We start from the raw sequence: 19208 nt of genomic DNA on the forward strand, positions 1-19208 counted from the left end.
CTACACTTTTTCCCCTGCACGGAGCTTGTTAGCAAATTCTTCGATCTTACGTAGCCTGTGGTTAATGCCTGACTTACTTACCTTTCCACTAGTCAGCATTTCTCCGAGCTCTTTTAGTGAAACATCTTGGTGTTCAATGCGCAGCTCAGCAATTTCGCGAAGTTTTTCAGGAAGAGCATCTAAGCCAATTTCGTCTCGAATTAAGCGGATATTTTCCACTTGGCGCATAGCTGCTCCGACTGTTTTGTTTAAGTTAGCCGTTTCACAATTAACTAAACGGTTAACGGAGTTCCTCATATCTTTCATAATACGTGTATCTTCAAATCGAAGCAAGGCTTGATGTGCGCCAATTACATTTAAGAATTCGCTAATCTTCTCGCCTTCCTTTAAATAAAGGATAAATCCCTTTTTTCGCTCGATCATTTTTGCATTCAACTCAAAGTAATTCATTAAGTCACGGAGCGATGCATTATGCTCTTCATAAAACGAGAATATTTCCAAGTGATACGAGGATGTCTCCGGATGATTCACCGAACCACCTGCTAAAAATGCACCTCGCAAATACGCTCGCTTGCAGCAGGAATCTTTAATTAACTCCGGTGAGATCTCTCGTGTGAACGAAAACGCCTCATCTACGATACGGAGCGATTCTAATATCTCTCGCGCCTGTTTGGAAATGCGCACCACGTACACGTTATTTTTCTTCAGTCGCATTTTTTTACGAACGAGCAACTCCACGTGTACCTCATATATTGACTTTAGTAAGGAATAGATGCGTCTAGCGATGGCCGCGTTCTCTGTTTGTATATCGAGCGTCATCTGCATATTACGTAAAGAGACGGACCCATTCATGCGAATCAAAGCGGCAAGCTCTGCCTTCGAGCAGCATGGATCAATCTCTAACTGCGTAAGCTCTTTTTTTGTCATCGAAGCAAACGACATCATTCCACCCCCCTTTTATTCATTTATTACCCTATAGAAGCGATACGAGACGCTGGGATAGCTTAATGGCATCGTGTCTCACAAGTTCATTTTTAAATGAAAGCAGCTCGTCCTCGATAATTCGTACGTTCATTGCCTGAAGTACGTCGCGGTCGACCTCGACTCCTATAGCGCCATCCTCTTTATACCTCTGTGCATAAGAGAATGGGATTTGCTGTGAGTTCAGTAGCACAGCGTCTACAATATTTGTCCCAACATGATCATTGATCGCCGCAACATGATCGGAGACAGCATAGTTGTCCGTCTCCCCCGGCTGTGTCATGACATTACAAATATAGACCTTCGTTGCCGTAGAGCGCTTGATCGCATCCGTAATTCCCGGCACAAGTACATTCGGCATAATACTCGTATACAAACTCCCTGGCCCAAGTACAACTAAATCCGCCGACTCAATTGCATAGACAGCATCATACATCGCTTCAGGCTCTTTTGGCTCGAGGAACACACGTTTGATTTTTTTGCCGGTCAAAGGAATCTTTGATTCTCCAGATGTTACTGTACCATCTTCGTGCTCCGCATGAAGAGTAATATGCTTATTTGATGCCGGGATCACTTTCCCTTTCACGTTTAATACACGGCTGATCTCCTGCACCCCTTGTGCAAAATCTCCGGTAATAGACGTCATTCCTGCTAACAGTAAATTGCCGAGAGAATGACCAATCAATCCTTTACCAAGTTCAAATCGATGCTGAAAAAGCTCTTCGACAAGTGGCTCCACTTCTGACAAAGCGACTAACACGTTACGTACATCACCAGGTGGTGGGATATTTAGCTCTTCTCGCAAACGACCCGAGCTGCCTCCGTCATCCGCAACCGTCACAATTGCGGAAATGTCGACTGGGAACGTTTTTAGACCACGAAGAAGGACAGAGAGACCTGTCCCTCCTCCGAGGACCACTACTTTCGCTCGTTTCACTATTCCCTGCGACCCTTCTCCACGTCACGGTGGGTGACGTTTGTTAGATAATCAAGCTCTTGGAAGCGTTTGTTATAGTATTCGGCAAGAGTGACGGAGCGGTGCTTGCCTCCGGTGCATCCGATCGCAACGACAAGCTGGCTTTTCCCTTCCCGCTTATAATGAGGAAGCATGTATTGTAACAAGTCATCGAGCTTCTCCATAAACTGTTGCGTTTCCGACCATTTTAACACATAGTCCGATACTTCTTTATCAAGGCCTGTTTTTGGTCTTAAATGATCAATGTAGTGCGGATTCGGTAGGAACCTTACATCAAACATTAAGTCAGCGTCAATTGGTACGCCATGCTTAAATCCAAACGACATGACTTGAATACGAAAGCTCTCTTTTTTATTTGATTGAAAGTGCTCCAATATTTTTTCGCGAAGCTGAAGAGGTTTAAGTCCTGTCGTGTTGATAATGATCTGAGCCTGACCTTTGAGATCATCTAAAATCTCGCGCTCGGCGTTGATCCCAACAAGTGGGGCATCTCCCTCCGCTAATGGGTGCGTGCGGCGCGTCTCTTTGTAGCGGCGGACGAGCGTCTCATCTGAAGCATCTAAAAAGACGATTTGTGGCGTGATATTTGACTCAGCCGAAACACTGTCGATGGTCTCGAACAGCTGGTCGAAAAATTCTCGACCTCGCAAATCAATGACAAGCGCTACTTTTTTCATTTTGCCACCGGAGCCGTCCATTAAGTCGATAAATTTAGGGATTAACGCAGGTGGCAGGTTGTCGACGCAAAAATAGCCCATATCCTCGAAGCTTTGGACAGCAACTGTTTTACCTGCTCCAGACATACCTGTAATGATTACTAGTTCAATTGTGTTTGTCTCTGTCATAGTGAGCCCCTCCTTCGCGAATGGTTGTACCTGATGCTTCTAGTTTTAGATCTAATAACGTGCGATCTGTATCATAGGTGAAGGTGCCGTACATGACGCCTTCGCCGTGCAAGGCATGATCGATTATAGGATAGTCACCTGGTGCCATTGGAATGTCACGTAGATCCTCTTCCTTAATCCAAGAAAGCACGCCTTCTGGCGAATGTTCCACCATATCCCCACTAAAAGAAGCTGTGCGAAAGGTAAACATCGTCCACTCTTTTACAATCGTCTCATCTTTATAAATAACGAATGTAAAAACGCCACAGAGCTCTGGCTCATCGATACGGATTCCTGTCTCTTCGTAAATTTCTCGGCGTACACTTTCTATCACAGACTCTGCCTGCTCCATTTTACCGCCAGGAGCCGACCACCAGCCTCTACTTGGTTTTTGAAGAAGTAAAACGTGTCCATCATGTGTAATTACACAGTTTGTCACTCGCACGGCTACACCCCTCTATGATGCATTTATTCCCATTATACTATATCTATCCTATGCCACCAACAGCTTAGGCAGGATATCGAAATAGGAATTACGCTAAGAGAATATTACACATTTCAGACCAAAAAAAGGACGCGAACGGCGTTCGTTCGCGTCATCAAATATATAAAAGGGGGTCAATTACTACTTGTAGTATACCCCTTAAATGTTGCAGTGCTGTTACAGGTAAATTAAAGCAAAATTACGTTTTGCTTAAACGGATTCTTTCTCGCCCACTTTATCCATTAAGTTCTCAATGTAGTGGTGAGCAGCTTGTGCCGCAATACTTCCATCACCTGTCGCTGTAACAATCTGACGCAGCATTTTGTCGCGAATATCTCCAGCCGCAAAAATACCAGGGATAGACGTTTCCATATCGCTATTTGTTACAACATAGCCCTCATCATTAGTGATACCTAAGTTTAAGAATGGCTCGTTAATTGGAAGCATGCCAATATAAACGAAGACACCATCTGTTTTAAACTCTTTCTCACTACCGTCCGCTTTATCAATTAACGTCACACTGCCGACCTTACCATTCTCATCGTTAATGGACTTTACCGTGTGACTCCAAATGAACTCAATTTTTTCGTTAGCAAAAGCACGGTCTTGAAGAATTTTTTGTGCACGAAGCTCATCACGGCGGTGCACGATTGTTACTTTACTAGCAAAACGAGTTAAATAAACGGCTTCCTCTACTGCAGAGTCTCCTCCACCAACAACCACTAGCTCTTTATTTTTAAAGAAGGCACCGTCACAGACCGCACAGTAAGAAACGCCTCGGCCACCAAGCTCTTGCTCGCCAGGCACCCCAATTTTTTTATACTGTGCACCAGTAGTTAAAATGATGGAACGCGTTTTGAACTCTCCGCTTCCCGTTCTTACTACCTTGTAGTCTCCGTGATCGGTAATCTCTTTTACATCTCCGTATTTATAGACAGCACCAAATTTCGTTGCGTGCTCAAACATTTTTGTTGATAAATCCGGACCTAAAATGTGATCATAGCCTGGATAGTTCTCAACCTCTTCTGTATTTGCCATTTGTCCACCTGGAACACCGCGTTCTAACAGAATTGTATCTAAATTAGCACGGGATGTGTAAACTGCGGCTGTCATCCCCGCTGGTCCCGCTCCAATAATGATAACGTCATGGATTTTTTCTTCACTCATTCCGTTCACACTCCTTCTTCATTCATTTACTCTTCCCTCATCTTAAAAGAAATTCGCTCATTCGTCTACTTATATGCTCACTTGATTATATACGACGTAAATGCCACTCTACCTTATGCTCACTTGCATATTCTTGTGATCTAGCACGCTCCTCAAAAGCCTTAAAATCTGGCTTATATTCAGCGTGTAATGTAGCTGCTTGATCCCAAAGCTTCGCAGCAACCTCAAACCTCCCAGTTCGCGCTGCAACAACAGCGAGCTGATGAAGATAAACAGCGTTCGTTCTTGGAATACATTTTTGCAACAGCTGATACGAAGCCTCAAACTCCGATGCAAAGTAAAGCGCACGCCCAACCATATACATATGGAAGCTATCCATTGGAACAGCAAGGCGGAGCCCTCTCACTAATTCATCAGCGGCCTCGTCCCCATTTTCGACCAAAAGAGTCGTGTAGACCGCTCGGGCCAGCACGTGATCACCAACCTTAGTCAGTACATCCTGAAGAGTTTGATCTGCCTCTTTAAGCTCTCCTTGGTGTAACAACGATTCCGCTACATACACATAGTGGAGCCACTCTCTAGGGTTAGTCGTAATCATGGCACGCGCCTCTTTTTCGGCGAGCTCGAAGTCACCAATGTGTAAGGCGCTCATCACCGGCATCGTAAATGGATTTGCATCAGCGTTGTCTTCAGTTGATCCGATGAGACTTAATAGCATCTCCGCATCCTCTGAAAATTCGCCCTCAGCATCTAGACGCTGGTACGTTTTTAAATGCTCTCTTGCTTCCGTAAATTCCCCAAGGTGCGCTAAATTATTCGCTAAAAAAAAGTAGCTCTCTGGCATCGACGGATCGATATCATCTTTTATTTTACGAAGCCAGCTGTTAGACGTCGCGTAGTCGCCTTCTTCCGCTAGAATAATCGCTAGCTGACACGCAAATACAGGCTCCTCCGGTTCAATCTCAATCGCACGCTTCATATGACGAATCGCTTTTGTGATTCGTTTATTCTCGTAAGACTCTAACCCCTTTTTATAAAAAAAACTTCCATCCCGCATGAATGGAATGACAAGTCCGCGTTCGGTTTGCTGCATACAGGCAAATCCTCCGTTCTTCTAAATACACTAATATGCAGTATAACACGCTAGGAATAGCCTTACAACGCATCAAAAGCAAGATATCTTTACTGCGGTGTCAGAAAATTCTTGATAAAGGTGTCAGATTAGGTAAGATAGGGTATATAGTATAGTGTTGTGCAAACAGTACATAATTTGGGAGTGACGTGTATGACCGTTCTCGACTACATATTTATCGGACTTTCTATTATTTGGGTCGGGGAATTTCTCCTTTTCAAAAGTCGTAAAACTGAAGCAACCGACGAAGCAGATGGTTCCTCATTCCCATGGATCCTCATCTCTGTTATCGCCGTTGTCGCCATCTCTCTCGTTTCGCGGGAGTTCGGCATTTTAGCGACTGAACAGGCAGGAATTCAAACGATCGGTGTCGTATTAGTAGGTCTTGGGATCTTTTTGCGCTACTGGGGCATCATGGAGCTTGGCAAACAATTTACCCGTGATGTACAAGTTCGCGACGGCGATAAACTCGTCAGTAAAGGCCCTTATCGCATCCTGCGTCACCCGCTCTATACTGGCCTTTTTAGTATTGTGTTAGGGTTTAGTGTCTATACGGGAAGCATTCTTGGCGTAGTCACAGCTCTACTCTTCTTTACTCCACTTCTTCTAAGACGTATGCAACTAGAAGAGAATATGCTTATAGGGGCATTCGGTCCGGAGTACAAAACGTGGCGTGAATCACGCTATCGTCTCTTTCCCTTTATTTATTAACTGTACTGATATTAACGGCAATGCCGTGTAATATAGCTCACACCCAACTATCTCGGAGGTGTTTTACTTGTCTATAGCAAAAAAAGCAGTTGTCATTGGAGCAGGTCTTGGTGGTTTATCCACAGCGATCCGCCTAGCAGGTGAAGGATATGACGTTACCGTATTAGAGAAGAACAACACGATCGGGGGCAAACTGAATCAACGCAGTGGTAAAGGCTTTACGTTTGATACAGGCCCATCCATCTTAACGATGCCATGGGTATTAGAACAGCTATTCGATAGCGTCCACCGAAAGCTGGATGACTATATGGAAATCGAACGCATTGAGCCTCAATGGCGTACCTTCTATGAGGACGGGACATCCATCGATGTACTTTCTGACATCCCTCAAATGCTTGAGGAGCTAAAGAAAGTAAAGCCTGAGCCAGACTCTTCGTTCATGAAGTTCCTTGCATACTCGCAGGAAATGTACGACGTTTGTATGAAAAGCTTTTATAAAACAAGCATCTCTGGACTAAAGGATTTACGCTCTCAGCATTCTTTAAAAGAGCTCTTATCTATGGACCCATTTAATACCGTTGCCCAAGGCACGAAAAAGCATTTTAACAATCCAAAGCTTGAGCAATTATTTAATTTCTTTGTTATGTACGTTGGCTCTAACCCATATGCAGCTCCAGCCATCCTAAACCAGCTTGTCTACGTTCAATTTGGACTAGGCATCCACTACGTAAAAGGTGGCATGTACAATATCGCTCGCGGCATGCAAAAAGTATTAGACGAACTACGCGCAACGGTGCTCACAAACGAAGAGGTATCTCACATTTACCTTGATGGTGACACAGCAAAAGGTGTTGTAACAGCTAACGGTACTTTCTACGAAGCAGACGTTGTTGTCTCTAACTTAGAGGTCATCCCTGCTTACAACACGCTTATTCCTAAAAAGGATGGTCGTGTGAAGAAGGAAGTGAAACAACTTTCTAAAACGTTCCAACCAACTGTATCTGGTCTCGTCCTCCTTCTAGGAGTGGATCGCAAATTCGAAGAATTAGATCATCACAACTTCTTCTTCAGTGAAGATCCAGAAAAAGAGTTTAAACAAATCTTTGAAAAAGGCGTTCCTGCGGATGACCCAACTGTTTACATTGGTGTCTCTTCTAAGTCCGACCCGTCTCAAGCACCTGACGGGAAAGAAAATCTGTTCGTATTAACACATGTTCCACCAAAAACAGCTATGAAAAAGGATGTCGATTGGGAAGACTACCGCGCTGTCGTTCTAAACAAGCTAGAGCGCATGGGCTTAACGGGTCTTCGCGAATCAATCGAATTCGAATACCAGTTTACACCTGACACACTCGAAGAGCTATACGGCGCTAACGGCGGAAGCATCTACGGTGTCGCTGCCGATAAATCTACAAACGGTGGTTTCAAAATCCCAGCAAAGAGCTCTCTATATGAGAACCTCTACTTTGCAGGCGGTTCCACGCACCCAGGTGGAGGCGTACCGATGGTTACCCTTTCTGGCCAGCTGACTGCGGATCTTATTCTAAAGCATGAGGCAGAAAAGAACGCGAAAGCGAATTAATGGTTACATGAGCCTGCAACTTAGTTGCAGGTTTTTTGTGTGTAAGAAGTTCAAGGTCAATTGATTAAGTTCAAGTCAAGGGCGGGCACCTTCGGCGCCCCTGCGCGGCGTTTGCTACTACCTGTGATGGCTTGCTCAACTATTTCTGTCGGCCAACGGCCGTCAGAAAGGATTTTCGCTTCGCGGAAGAGCTACCACTGGTAGTAACGCAAACGCCGCTCCGGGTCGCCCTTGGTTATAGTGGCTTTATTGCTTCACTTGTTTCCTTAAGATAAATACACATGAGGAAAAGACTATTATGCTTTTTCTCTAATATAATACACTTGATTTAAATATGAATGTGATATCAACGTATTCTCGACCACTAGAATGCGGCTGATACTCCGAACTACTGGCATCCAGATTCGTAACACACGCGAAACTACTATTAGTTGCTTAGATTGGCTCTGGAGGTTCATCGTTGTCCTGAGCCTGTATTGGTTAAGGGAGAAGGAATGTTGTCGTAATCATTGCTAAACCGATTGAAAATTTTGTTAACCGCTTGCTTTTAATGAGCATTTTGCATCCCCTTTTCAAATTTTTATTATCATACTCGTTTTCGAGTCGAAGTCAATCTATACACAAAAAAACCCAACCATTTAAATAGGTTGGGTAGTTTAATTTATTATTGTCTAATACTTTATTCCTCGTCAGGTAATTCTCCTTGAGTTTCCCATGGGTCGACTTGCTCTTCCATAAGACGTTTATTTTCTTCTTCTAGACGTTGCAAGTACTCTTCTCCGTCAAAGTCTTCGAAAGAAGCTTGTAGGCTATCTTCAGGTACGTGAAGACTATTGAGAATTGCTAACATAGGTAACCCATGCTCTTCAAATTCCCCTTCCGGGAATGTTAGAGTTACATTATAATAAGCTCCGAATTCCTTTACTGTATTTAAGATGTACATTTCTCTATTTCCATCTACTCCAGAGTAATAGAAAGTAGCCGATTCAGCTAAATCACTGATGATAATTTCTTCTGTCTCTCGTTTATTGAGGAAGGGACGAGTAGAAGTCATTTGATTTTCGTAAGACTCTATATTATCTTCCCACCTTTCAGGAACATTTGAAATACGTAACATAGCATATTGACTACTTACAACAAATGTATTGTCTTCGATGACAAAGCGATAATCTTCCAACACGTCTATTTCAACACCTAAATCCGGATGAACTTCTAATCTCGTTTCCCCAAAATTACTAACATGATACTCGTCAACTTCTTCATTAACGACTTCCGCTTCTACTTCATTCACATTGTCGTTTTCTTTTTGATTATCGTCTTGAACTTCTTCTGTTCCTTCCGCTGCGTCAGCTTGTTCTTCCAATACAGGTTCTTCCTCATTGGAACATGCAACTAAGACGATAGCTAGAATTCCTGCTGATAATACGTGTGCGATTTTTTTCAAAGTTTGTTACCTCCATTTATTTTTAAAAATAATACCATTTATTTATAATAAAGGGAGAAGTTTCTCCTTTTTATTTCGATTGTGGAACATATGTATGAAATTTTATAATCCAATAAGGAGCTATTAGTTGTCGAAAGAGGAAAAAGTAAGAGTGATACTCGCAATAACGGGTAATTTCGCGAAGAGGAAAAAGCAAAGGTCCAAGAGCAAAACACACTAAAAACTTATCAACTAACATAATTATACCATTTTCTCCTACCTTTTCGAAAGATTATTTTGATCATTTATTACTACTTTCATACTTTTAACCTTGTTATCAAACTCCTCTTTTAATTAAATTTAAAGATTCTAGAGTGAATTCTTATAAGTTTTATTCTCTCCACATTCTAAAATATTCTTATGGACTATCTTTTATAAGAATTGCATCATTCGTTGAAGCAATATTTTACTTACAGGTTCATTTTAAGAGCGTTTAAATTCTGCAGGTAATCTGTATTTAAGGTTAATTTAGTGCGGTTACCTTGAACTTATCACTTAATAAATTTCTTTTGTGAAGAATGCGACTTTAAAAGTTCCTTAAATCACAAAAAAGCCCGCCTTCCTCTATAAAAGAAGAAAGCGAGCATCAATCTAACATATCTAAATAACAGCCTCAAAAGTTATGATCAAGTTTTTGAACCAGCTTTTAGTTTTGCGTTATTTTTGCTTTTAACTTTGCTTTCGGTTTTGGTTTTAGTTTTCAATCGAACTTAACTAAGATCTCTTATTTAATCTACCAACCTAAAAAAGCTCAAGAGGAGGCAGACTCGGAGAATGCCCGGAGACAATTAGTAGGAATAGGCAGGGAATGAGACCACGCAGAAGGGCGTTTAGGAGGAGACGACAGTCGACTCCTGCCCGACGAGTAGGCTCAGGCACTGACCCTACTAATGTCGAAGGGCGTTCGCAGAGCTGACTCCTCTTACCCTCAATAATTAGTAATACTGAACGAAACTAATTCGCACTTCAGCAATTAAGCTCGAAGAGCTAACGCACTAAACTAGTTAGCACTTCAGCAACAACAGGCTCGCAGAGCCTGTATAAATCAAGACCTTAGATCCCTTTCTTGCCACTATGCCGATCCTTCAACCGCTCTAATACCCGATCAAGCGGCAGCTTTTGCTCCTGCAAGAGAACCAACCAGTGGTAAAGGAAGTCTGCACTTTCCCACGTAAGCTCGTCTTTGTCGCGATTCTTAGCCGCGATGATGATCTCTGATGCTTCTTCGCCGACTTTCTTTAGAATCTTATCGACGCCTTCTTCAAATAAATACGTCGAGTAAGAGCCTTCTGGCATTGTTTGCTCGCGTTCCACCAATAGTTGCTCTAGCTCTTCGATAATAGCAAAGCGATTAGCTTCTCCGTCTTTCGAAGTCTCTACCGTGTCTTCTCCTGCAAAGAGAGTCTCATGGAAGCATGTGCGCTCGCCGGTGTGACAAGCGGGACCGGCTGGTGTGACGAGGACAACAAGTGCGTCCTGATCGCAGTCGTAGCGGATCTCCTCGACGCGCTGCGTGTTACCAGATGTTGCGCCTTTGTGCCACAGCTCCTCGCGAGAACGGCTGTAAAAGACCGTCTCGCCGATCTCTAGCGTCTTTTCTAAAGACTCTTTATTCATATAGGCAAGTGTTAACACTTCTTTCGTAGAAAAATCCTGAACAATCGCAGGAAGAAGGCCTTTTTCGTCAAAGCGTAGCTGATCTATGTTCATCGAATTGGTAGCCCCTTTCCGCGTAAGTATGTTTTAACTTCTTCGACAGAAGTCTCTTTATAGTGAAAGATGGATGCCGCAAGAGCCGCATCTGCTTTTCCGTCTGTAAAGACAGTTTCGAAATGCTCCTGATTTCCAGCACCGCCTGAGGCAATAACTGGCACAGAGACAGCTTCGCTAACAGCCTTTGTCAATTCAATCGCAAAGCCAGACTTCTCTCCGTCTTCGTCCATGCTTGTTAGTAAAATCTCGCCAGCGCCTAAGGAAACAGCTTCCTTTGCCCAGGCAATGACTTCGCGATCTGTTGCCTTGCGACCACCGTGCGTGTACACGCGCCAGGAGTCTAAAGCCTCGTCCCACTTTGCATCAATCGCGACCACGATGCACTGGGAGCCAAAGAAGTCAGCGCCCTCTTTAATAAGCTCCGGACGTAAAACCGCAGCGGTATTAAGGGACACCTTATCCGCTCCTGCGCGAAGAATTCGCTTCATGTCAGACAAAGCATTAATTCCACCGCCAACGGTGAACGGAATTGCAAGCGTTCCTGCCACCTGCTCGACTACATCGACCATTGTCTCACGACCTTCGTGAGACGCGGAAATATCTAGAAAGACAAGCTCGTCTGCACCTTGCTCATCGTAAAACGCCGCAAGCTCGACTGGATCCCCAGCGTCACGTAAATCAACGAACTGCACGCCTTTTACAACGCGCCCTTCCTTTACATCTAAACACGGAATAATACGTTTTGTGAGCATTACTGCTGCACCTCCTCGATCGCCGTCTTCAGATCGATTCGATCGGTATAAAGCGCTTTACCTGTAATTGCTCCAGCAATGCCACTATCTTTTCTCTCCGCAAGCTCGCGCAAATCATCCATGCTACTCACGCCGCCTGACGCAATCACCTGCTTGCCAGTCGCCTGACCAAGGCTTGCGATCGCCTCGACGTTAGGACCTGAGAGCATCCCATCGCGAGAAATATCGGTCATAATAAATGTCTCCGCGCCTTTAGCAGCAAGCTCCTTACCAAGCTCCTCCGCCTTGACCTCGGACGTTTGTAGCCAACCGTGCGTCGCCACAAATCCGTCGCGCGCATCAATGCCAATCGCAATGCGCTCGCCGCCGTATGTAGCAAGCATCGATGTGACAAACTCCGGATCAGAAATCGCGGAACTGCCCAATATCACTCGGCTCACACCAGCGTCTAAATAACGAGCCACGTCCTCCGCCGTGCGAATCCCGCCGCCAATTTGGACCTTTGCAGACAGCTCAGAAGCAGCCTTAATCACCACCTCGTGATTGACCGGTTGACCTGCCTTCGCGCCGTCTAGATCCACCATGTGAATCCACGTCGCTCCCTGCTCCTCAAACGTCTTTGCCATATCAAACGGAGAATCGCCGTACACCGTCTCCTGATCGTAGTCACCTTGAAGCAAGCGGACGCATTTGCCACCTCTAATATCAATTGCTGGATACACAATAAACTCGTTACTCAACGCGAACGCCCCCTTTTTGCTCCACAAAATTCTTCAGCATACTCATTCCAACTCCGCTACTCTTCTCCGGATGGAACTGCGTCGCCCAGACACTATCCTTCGCAACTACCGCAGGCACCACCGCATCCGCGTAGTCCGTCGTAGCCACAAGCACTTCGTCGTTCTTTGTTTGCACAAAATACGAGTGCACAAAGTAGACGTGCCCTTCTTTAACATCTTTCAAGATCTCGTGCGTTTTTTGGCGAAACGAGAGTTGATTCCAGCCCATGTGAGGTACTTTTGCAACACCCTCTTGGAACTTTACAACGCTTCCTGGCAAGAGTGCAAGCCCCTTCGTCAGCCCGTTTTCTTGGCTTTCATCAAATAGCAATTGCATGCCTAAACAAATACCTAATAGCGGCTTACCGTCCTCCGCCCACTGCTTCACAAACACATCTAGTCCGCGTGCTTCAAGCTCGGCCATTCCGTCCTTAAACGAGCCGACGCCAGGCAGGATTAATTGATCTGCCTTCGATAACTCCTCGGCGTGCTCTGATACAAACGGTACGTGACCTAGACGCTCAAGCGCCTTCGTGACACTGTGCAGGTTGCCCATACCATAGTCGATAATCCCGATCATGAGAGACTCCCCTTTGTAGATGGAATTCCTTTAACGCGTGGATCTACCTGTGTAGCTTCATCAAGCGCTCGTCCCAGTGCCTTAAAGATCGCCTCAATAATGTGGTGCGCATTCGTCCCGTAGTGCACGATCACATGTAAGTTCATGCGTGCTTCGAGCGCTAGCTTCCATAGGAATTCTTCGATGAGCTCCGTATCAAACGTACCAACCTTGCCACGAGGAATCTCTCCCTTTAGCTCGAAATGAGGTCGGTTGCTTAAGTCAATCACGACCTGCGCTAACGCATCATCCATCGGTACGGTAAAGTTCCCGTAGCGCTTAATACCGCGCTTATCACCTAACGCTTCTTGTAGCGCGGTTCCAAGAACGATACCAATATCCTCTGTCGTGTGGTGATCGTCAATTTCTACGTCGCCTCGCGCTGTTAAGTCTAAGTCAAACAGACCGTGACGTGTAAATAGGTCGAGCATGTGCGTCATAAATGGGACATCGGTTTGTAGGTTTGCGTTCCCTTCCCCATCAATGTTGAAAGTAAGCTCAATTTGCGTTTCGTTCGTTTGTCTCGACTGCGATGATTGTCTCTTTGTCATTTACTCGTCCTCCTTTAAACGTAGATCAATAGCGCGTGCGTGCGCCTCTAGATTTTCTAACCGAGCAAAGCTTGAGATCTTATGACCGTGCTCTTTTATCGCCTGCTTACTATAGGAAATAATGCTTGATTTCTTTGTAAAATCTTCGACGTTTAGCGGGCTACTAAAGCGCGCTGTGCCGTTCGTTGGGAGTACGTGATTCGGACCAGCAAAATAATCCCCAACAGGCTCCGAGCTCATTTCTCCTAAGAAAATAGCGCCGGCGTGACGAATTTGGCTAAGCACCACCCATGGCTCCTCCACGTGTAACTCAAGGTGCTCCGGCGCAAGCTCGTTTGTTGCTTTGACTGCGTCATGTAGCGTTGCTGCAACATAAATACAGCTATGCTTCTCAATCGCTTCCGAGGCAATTTCTCGTTTAGGTAACGTCTCAAGTTGCTTGTCCACTTCTTTACTAACGGCTTCCGCTAACTTTTGATTCGTCGTCACTAAAATAGCCGAAGACATAGGATCGTGCTCTGCCTGTGAGAGTAAATCTGCTGCAATGTAGTCTGCGCGTCCAGTTTGATCAGCAAGGACGACGATCTCACTCGGTCCAGCAATCATATCAATATCGACCGTCCCGTACACGTGCTGCTTCGCTAACGCAACAAAGATGTTACCAGGTCCGGTAATTTTATCCACAGGCGCAATTTGCTCTGTGCCGTAAGCAAGTGCCGCTACCGCCTGCGCGCCACCAACCTTATAGATTTCTTTGACGCCTAGCTCCTTCGCTGTCACTAACACCGTATCGTCTAGACCTCCATCTTTTTGTGGGGGCGAAACCATGACGATTCTCTCCACACCAGCAACAAGCGCTGGGATTACATTCATCATGATCGACGATGGATACGCTGCGCGTCCTCCTGGTACGTAAACGCCGACAGCATCAAGTGGCGTAACCTTTTGTCCTAAAATCGTTCCATCAGGCTTCGTTGTCATCCACGACTGCTGCACCTGGCGCTCATGGAAGTCTTTTATATTGGCAATCGCTTCGCGAATAATTTCCTTCGTTTCGTCTGTTACACGCTTGTCCGCTTCGTTTATCTCCGCGTCTGTCACTCGCATATCAGTAAGCTCCACGCCATCAAACTGCTTCGTGTAACGCAACACAGCGCTGTCTTGGTTCGCACGAACGTCTGCTAAAATCGCTTGAACGGCAATACGCTGTTCCTCTGTTCCTTGATCAATCGTGCGCTTTAGCGAAATCGATTCTTCTAAAGGTAAAATCTTCACTTTGCTACCTCCTCTGACACGACTTCCGCTAATCGATCCACCATCTCATCAATTTGCTTAGACTTGGTGCGATAGCTAACTGGATTCACGATAAATCGTGATGTGATCGGAATCATCGTCTCTATTTCCACCAAACCATTCTCTTTAAGGGTTTGACCTGTTGACACAATATCGACGATACGATCGGCTAAGCCTACAATCGGCGCAAGCTCAATCGATCCATTTAGTTTAATGATCTCCACCTGCTCGCCTTGTTCACGGAAATAATCAGACGTAAGCTTTGGATATTTAGACGCAATCTTTGGTGCCACATCCGCACTCGGATCATACGATGGAAGAGCCGCAACCGCCATATAGCAGGCGCTAATTTTTAAATCTAATACTTCATAAACATCACGCTCTTCTTCTAGCATAACATCCTTCCCTGCAACTCCAACGTCCGCAACACCATGCTCGACGTAGGTAGGCACGTCCATTGGCTTTGCTAAAATAAAGCGCATGCCTGATTCAGGTACATCGATAATAAGCTTTCTAGATTCATCAAATTCTTCCGGAATTGCATAGCCTGCCTGACGAAGAAGACCAACTGCTTCTTCAAAGATTCGCCCTTTTGGCATTGCAACGGTTAACAGTGACTTACTCATTAGCTGATCCTCCATTTCCATTCGATCCAACGAAATATTGCACATCGTTAAACTGCGATGAGTAGGAATCGACGTTTTTAATTCCAGCGATCTCTTGCATCACGACGGAACGACCTGTTTCGCGAAGCTTCTTCGCCGCCTGCATCGCTTCTTTTCTGCGATCCTGGCTAAAAATAATGCACGAATCCTTCATGACGCGCTGCTTTTTGCGACCAGCAGCCTCCGCCAGTCGATCCAATCGAAGCCCAAAGCCAGTTGCTGGCTCATCGTGGTTGAACGCTTCAAGTAGTTTATCGTAGCGACCTCCGCCTCCAAGCGGATAGCCAAGTCCTTCGCTATAGGCTTCAAACACCGTGCCCGTGTAGTAGCTCATGTGCATGACAAGGTTTAAATCGATCAGGACGTGTTCATCACTCTCATAGTCCGCTAAGATCGACATGACCATCTCCAGCTGATCAAGCGCCTCTTGTACTTCCTGTGACTCGACTAGCTTTCTCGCTTCGTCAATGACGCTTCGATCTCCTTTTAATCGGAGTAATTTATTCAATCTATTTTTATCGATCGACGATAGTGGCAAGGCATCGACTGCTTTGCGGAAACCAACGTAGTTCTTCTCATATAAATAGCGACGGAATTCCTGCGATCTATGATCGTTGCCTAGAATTTCTTTTAGTAGGGCATTCACAAATCCAACGTTTCCTATAGCTACTTGGTACGAGCTAATTTCTGCTCGTGCTAACGATGACATCATGAGAGAGATCACTTCTGCATCCGCTCCGCTCGATCCATCTCCAATTAACTCCACGCCAATTTGCTCAAATTCTGCCGGTCTCCCACCCTCTGCTTGCTGAGCACGGAAAACGGGTGCATCGTACGTTAAGCGTAAAGGACGGTCTGCGTCCTTTAACGTGGATGCTGCAATTCGTGCAATCGGTGCTGTCATATCGGGTCTTAAAACGAGTGTGTTGCCTTTATGGTCTAAAAGCTTAAATAGTTGCTGGTCTAGAATAGCGGAAGCTGCGCCGACTGTTTCATAAAATTCAACGGACGGCGTCTCTACGCGTTCAAAGCCCCACTGTGCAATCTCTTTTGCAAATGTGTCTCTAATTCTGCGTTTTAACTCGTAAAGCTCTGGTAGGGTATCTCGCATTCCTTGTGGCTTTTCGAACATAAATAGTTTACTCATTGTTTTGGACATCCTTTCTCTATGACAAACACGTGTGTGTTTTTGGTTGATTTCAAGGGCTTTTCTGGTGTTTATATCGGGTGACGCTTTAGTTCGCTAATATGATAGAGCAATAAAGATCATATGAGTAGTCTACAATGGATGAGAAGGGTAGTCAAGTTGAAGAGCCATACATTCTTCAGCTCTTTGAGCTGATGTTTATTAAGTGCCAACTAGTTTCGTTCAAATACAACTTCTCAGCTCTTCGAGCTTCTGTTGCTTAAGTGCCAATTAGTTTAAATCTGCTCTCCGAGCTGTCAGCCCGCCAGACACTCTACGACATCCATAGGGCCGGTCTTTGAGCTTCCTCGTCGGCAGAGTTCGACTGTCGTCTCTCTCTAAACGCCTCCTGTGGGATCTCAAAGACCTCTTTCCCCTATGGATTGTCTCCGAATGTCTTCTGGGTCTGCCAGCTCTGCGTTTGATTTAAAAAGGGCAAAAGAAAAGAGCTTCTTTAGGTTGGTGACGCTACGCTTTTTTGCTTTCTCGTCACTTCTAGCAACTTGCTCTCCATAACGTGTTACTTTCTCTTCACAACGACCATGGTTCGCTTCACTTCTTGTTTTATCGTCACTTCTCACACGTTGTGCGTCACTTCCGGCAACTTGTTCTTCATAACTACATCTTTTCTCTGCACAACGGCGATGGTTCTTTTCAGTTTAGTACTTAAAATAGATATATACGTTTGAGTAGGTTTAGGTTTAGGTTTTGCCCTTGCACTTGACCTTAACAAGCATTTGCATTTTATCCTCCCCAAAAGAAGCTCAAGAGGAGGCAGACTCGGAGAATGCCCGGAGACAATTAGCAGGAATAGGCTTGCGATGAGACCACGCAGAAAGGCGATTAGGGTAAGGCGTAAGCCGCACCCTGCCGACGAGTAGGCTCAGCGTAAGACCCTGCTAATGTCGGAGGGTGTTCGCAGAGCTGACTCCTCTTACTAGAATCACAAAGGAAAACTGCAAGAAACTAGTTGGCACTTTAGCAATCAAAGCTCGTCAGAGCTGCTCGAACCTAGTTGGCAGGTAAGATTCTATATAACAAAAGCCATGACTAGCGTCATGGCTTTGTATTGGATTATAGATCCGCTTCCCGTTCTTCTTTTGTTTGAATCACTTGCATAGGGTTGCCGCCTACGAAGGCGCCTGCTGGGACATCTTTATGGACGAGTGTACCTGCAGAGACGATGGCGTCGTCGCCTATTGTTACTCCTGGCAGGATCGTCGTATTGGCTCCGACCATCACATTGTCTCCGATGTGGACGTCTCCGAGACGGTATTCTTTGATTAAATATTCGTGCGCTAAGATCGTGGTGTTATAACCTATTACGGAGTTTTTGCCGATGGAGATGCGTTCTGGGAACATGACGTCCATCATGACCATTAAAGCAACGGCGGCTTCGCTCCCGATTTTCATCCGTAAAAAGGTTCGGTATAGCCAGTTCTTTACGCCGAGAAAAGGCGTGTAGCGCGCGAGCTGAATGACGATAAAGTTTTTTACTACCTTGATAAATGGGACGGTTTTATAGACTTGCCACAGAGAATTTGCTCGTGTAACTGGGTAACGCTCCGTTCGTCGTGCCACGATCGTTCACCGCCTTAGTTGTCGATCTGTAAATATGTGAGTAAGTCTGTCATAGTGCCTAGCATCACGTCTGGATTATAGGACTCTAAGTGTTCGCGTCCTTTAATAGACCAGGCAACACCAGCTGATTTCGTGCCTGTGTTTTGGCCTGCTAAAATATCGTGCTCACTATCGCCTACCATAATGGCTTCTTCAGGCTTTGCGTCTAGTTGCTTGAGCGCTAAAAGAAGTGGTTCTGGGTCTGGCTTGTAGTTGGTTACTTCATCTAATGATACGACCACCTCAAAGTACTTAGAGAGGCCCATTAGTTCGATACCTTTTAGTGCTGTGTCACGCTTTTTGGTTGTGACAACTGCCATCTTGTAGCCATTTTCTACGAGTGCATCAAGTGTTTCTGTCACACCTTCGTAAGGTGTTACGAGTGCGTCGTGGTTGGCGTGGTTGAAGGTACGATACGTCTCAATCATTTGCTCCACGTCCGCATTTTCCATCGCCTCAAAAGTCTCGGAAAGTGGTGGTCCGATAAACATGGCGATATCCTTGCGCGTATATTGGCCGGGATAGTAGGTGTCGAGCGTGTGCTCAAACGATTGAACGATAAGATCAATGGTGTTGATCAGTGTGCCATCTAAATCAAATAGTACGGTATTAATTGGTTTCATGATAACT

General features: G+C 45.2%; 19 protein-coding genes. 2 read left to right on the plus strand and 17 right to left on the minus strand.

What is annotated here, in order from left to right; translation table 11 throughout:
- From whiA to FLK61_RS15320, 6 genes are all read right to left on the minus strand, one after another.
- Complete coding sequence (whiA, locus tag FLK61_RS15295; RefSeq protein ID WP_176011264.1) at nt 1-942, minus strand: DNA-binding protein WhiA; 942 nt, start codon at nt 940-942, stop codon at nt 1-3.
- A gap of 31 nt (nt 943-973) precedes the next feature.
- Nucleotides 974-1921 (minus strand): gluconeogenesis factor YvcK family protein, encoded by a 948-nt coding sequence (locus FLK61_RS15300; RefSeq protein WP_176011265.1) that lies wholly within the window; start codon nt 1919-1921, stop codon nt 974-976.
- Nucleotides 1918-2802 carry an RNase adapter RapZ gene (gene rapZ / locus FLK61_RS15305; protein WP_176010235.1) on the minus strand — a complete coding sequence of 295 codons (885 nt, stop codon included), beginning with the start codon at nt 2800-2802 and terminating at the stop codon, nt 1918-1920. Before rapZ ends, FLK61_RS15300 begins: the two co-directional genes overlap by 4 nt.
- Nucleotides 2780-3286: an NUDIX hydrolase gene (locus FLK61_RS15310; RefSeq protein WP_176010236.1), complete on the minus strand. Its 507-nt coding sequence runs from the start codon at nt 3284-3286 to the stop codon at nt 2780-2782. The genes rapZ and FLK61_RS15310 overlap by 23 nt, the downstream gene beginning before the upstream one ends.
- A 249-nt stretch (nt 3287-3535) precedes the next feature.
- Nucleotides 3536-4492 (minus strand): thioredoxin-disulfide reductase, encoded by a 957-nt coding sequence (trxB, locus tag FLK61_RS15315; protein WP_176010237.1) that lies wholly within the window; start codon nt 4490-4492, stop codon nt 3536-3538.
- 85 nt (nt 4493-4577) lie between these two features.
- Nucleotides 4578-5585, minus strand: coding sequence for a tetratricopeptide repeat protein (locus FLK61_RS15320; protein ID WP_176010238.1), 1008 nt, complete (start codon nt 5583-5585; stop codon nt 4578-4580).
- Nucleotides 5586-5777: 192 nt separating this feature from the next.
- On the opposite strand from FLK61_RS15320, the gene FLK61_RS15325 reads away from it, so the two are divergent.
- Entirely contained in the window at nt 5778-6335 is a 558-nt protein-coding gene (locus FLK61_RS15325) for a methyltransferase family protein (protein WP_176010239.1), read from the plus strand.
- A 73-nt stretch (nt 6336-6408) separates the two neighbouring features.
- On the plus strand, nt 6409-7917 hold the full coding sequence (locus FLK61_RS15330) for a phytoene desaturase family protein (protein ID WP_176011266.1): 1509 nt from the start codon (nt 6409-6411) through the stop codon (nt 7915-7917).
- 679 nt (nt 7918-8596) lie between these two features.
- Here FLK61_RS15330 and FLK61_RS15335 read toward each other — a convergent pair.
- The 11 genes from FLK61_RS15335 to ppaX form a co-directional block, all read right to left on the minus strand.
- Nucleotides 8597-9361 (minus strand): hypothetical protein, encoded by a 765-nt coding sequence (locus FLK61_RS15335; protein ID WP_176010240.1) that lies wholly within the window; start codon nt 9359-9361, stop codon nt 8597-8599.
- Between the two features lie 1092 nt (nt 9362-10453).
- Complete coding sequence (hisIE, locus tag FLK61_RS15340; RefSeq protein ID WP_176010241.1) at nt 10454-11110, minus strand: bifunctional phosphoribosyl-AMP cyclohydrolase/phosphoribosyl-ATP diphosphatase HisIE; 657 nt, start codon at nt 11108-11110, stop codon at nt 10454-10456.
- Nucleotides 11107-11865: an imidazole glycerol phosphate synthase subunit HisF gene (gene hisF / locus FLK61_RS15345; protein WP_176010242.1), complete on the minus strand. Its 759-nt coding sequence runs from the start codon at nt 11863-11865 to the stop codon at nt 11107-11109. The genes hisIE and hisF overlap by 4 nt, the downstream gene beginning before the upstream one ends.
- Entirely contained in the window at nt 11865-12605 is a 741-nt protein-coding gene (gene hisA, locus FLK61_RS15350) for a 1-(5-phosphoribosyl)-5-[(5-phosphoribosylamino)methylideneamino]imidazole-4-carboxamide isomerase (protein ID WP_176010243.1), read from the minus strand. The genes hisF and hisA overlap by 1 nt, the downstream gene beginning before the upstream one ends.
- A complete protein-coding gene (gene hisH, locus FLK61_RS15355; protein ID WP_176010244.1) occupies nt 12598-13224 on the minus strand; it encodes an imidazole glycerol phosphate synthase subunit HisH in 627 nt (208 codons plus the stop codon). Before hisH ends, hisA begins: the two co-directional genes overlap by 8 nt.
- The gene (gene hisB / locus FLK61_RS15360; protein WP_176010245.1) at nt 13221-13814 is read right to left on the minus strand and encodes an imidazoleglycerol-phosphate dehydratase HisB; all 594 of its coding nucleotides are present in this window, start codon (nt 13812-13814) and stop codon (nt 13221-13223) included. Before hisB ends, hisH begins: the two co-directional genes overlap by 4 nt.
- The gene (hisD, locus tag FLK61_RS15365) at nt 13815-15089 is read right to left on the minus strand and encodes a histidinol dehydrogenase (RefSeq protein WP_176010246.1); all 1275 of its coding nucleotides are present in this window, start codon (nt 15087-15089) and stop codon (nt 13815-13817) included.
- Nucleotides 15086-15733, minus strand: a complete 648-nt coding sequence (gene hisG, locus FLK61_RS15370) for an ATP phosphoribosyltransferase (protein WP_176010247.1) — start codon at nt 15731-15733, stop codon at nt 15086-15088. The genes hisD and hisG overlap by 4 nt, the downstream gene beginning before the upstream one ends.
- On the minus strand, nt 15726-16919 hold the full coding sequence (locus FLK61_RS15375; RefSeq protein WP_176010248.1) for an ATP phosphoribosyltransferase regulatory subunit: 1194 nt from the start codon (nt 16917-16919) through the stop codon (nt 15726-15728). Before FLK61_RS15375 ends, hisG begins: the two co-directional genes overlap by 8 nt.
- 1113 nt (nt 16920-18032) lie before the next feature.
- Nucleotides 18033-18539 (minus strand): acyltransferase, encoded by a 507-nt coding sequence (locus FLK61_RS15380; protein ID WP_176010249.1) that lies wholly within the window; start codon nt 18537-18539, stop codon nt 18033-18035.
- Nucleotides 18540-18553: 14 nt separating this feature from the next.
- Nucleotides 18554-19201: a pyrophosphatase PpaX gene (gene ppaX / locus FLK61_RS15385; protein WP_176010250.1), complete on the minus strand. Its 648-nt coding sequence runs from the start codon at nt 19199-19201 to the stop codon at nt 18554-18556.
- Between the last annotated feature and the right edge of the window lie 7 nt (nt 19202-19208).

The organism is Paenalkalicoccus suaedae, from assembly GCF_006965545.2.
Lineage (GTDB): Bacteria > Bacillota > Bacilli > Bacillales > Salisediminibacteriaceae > Paenalkalicoccus > Paenalkalicoccus suaedae.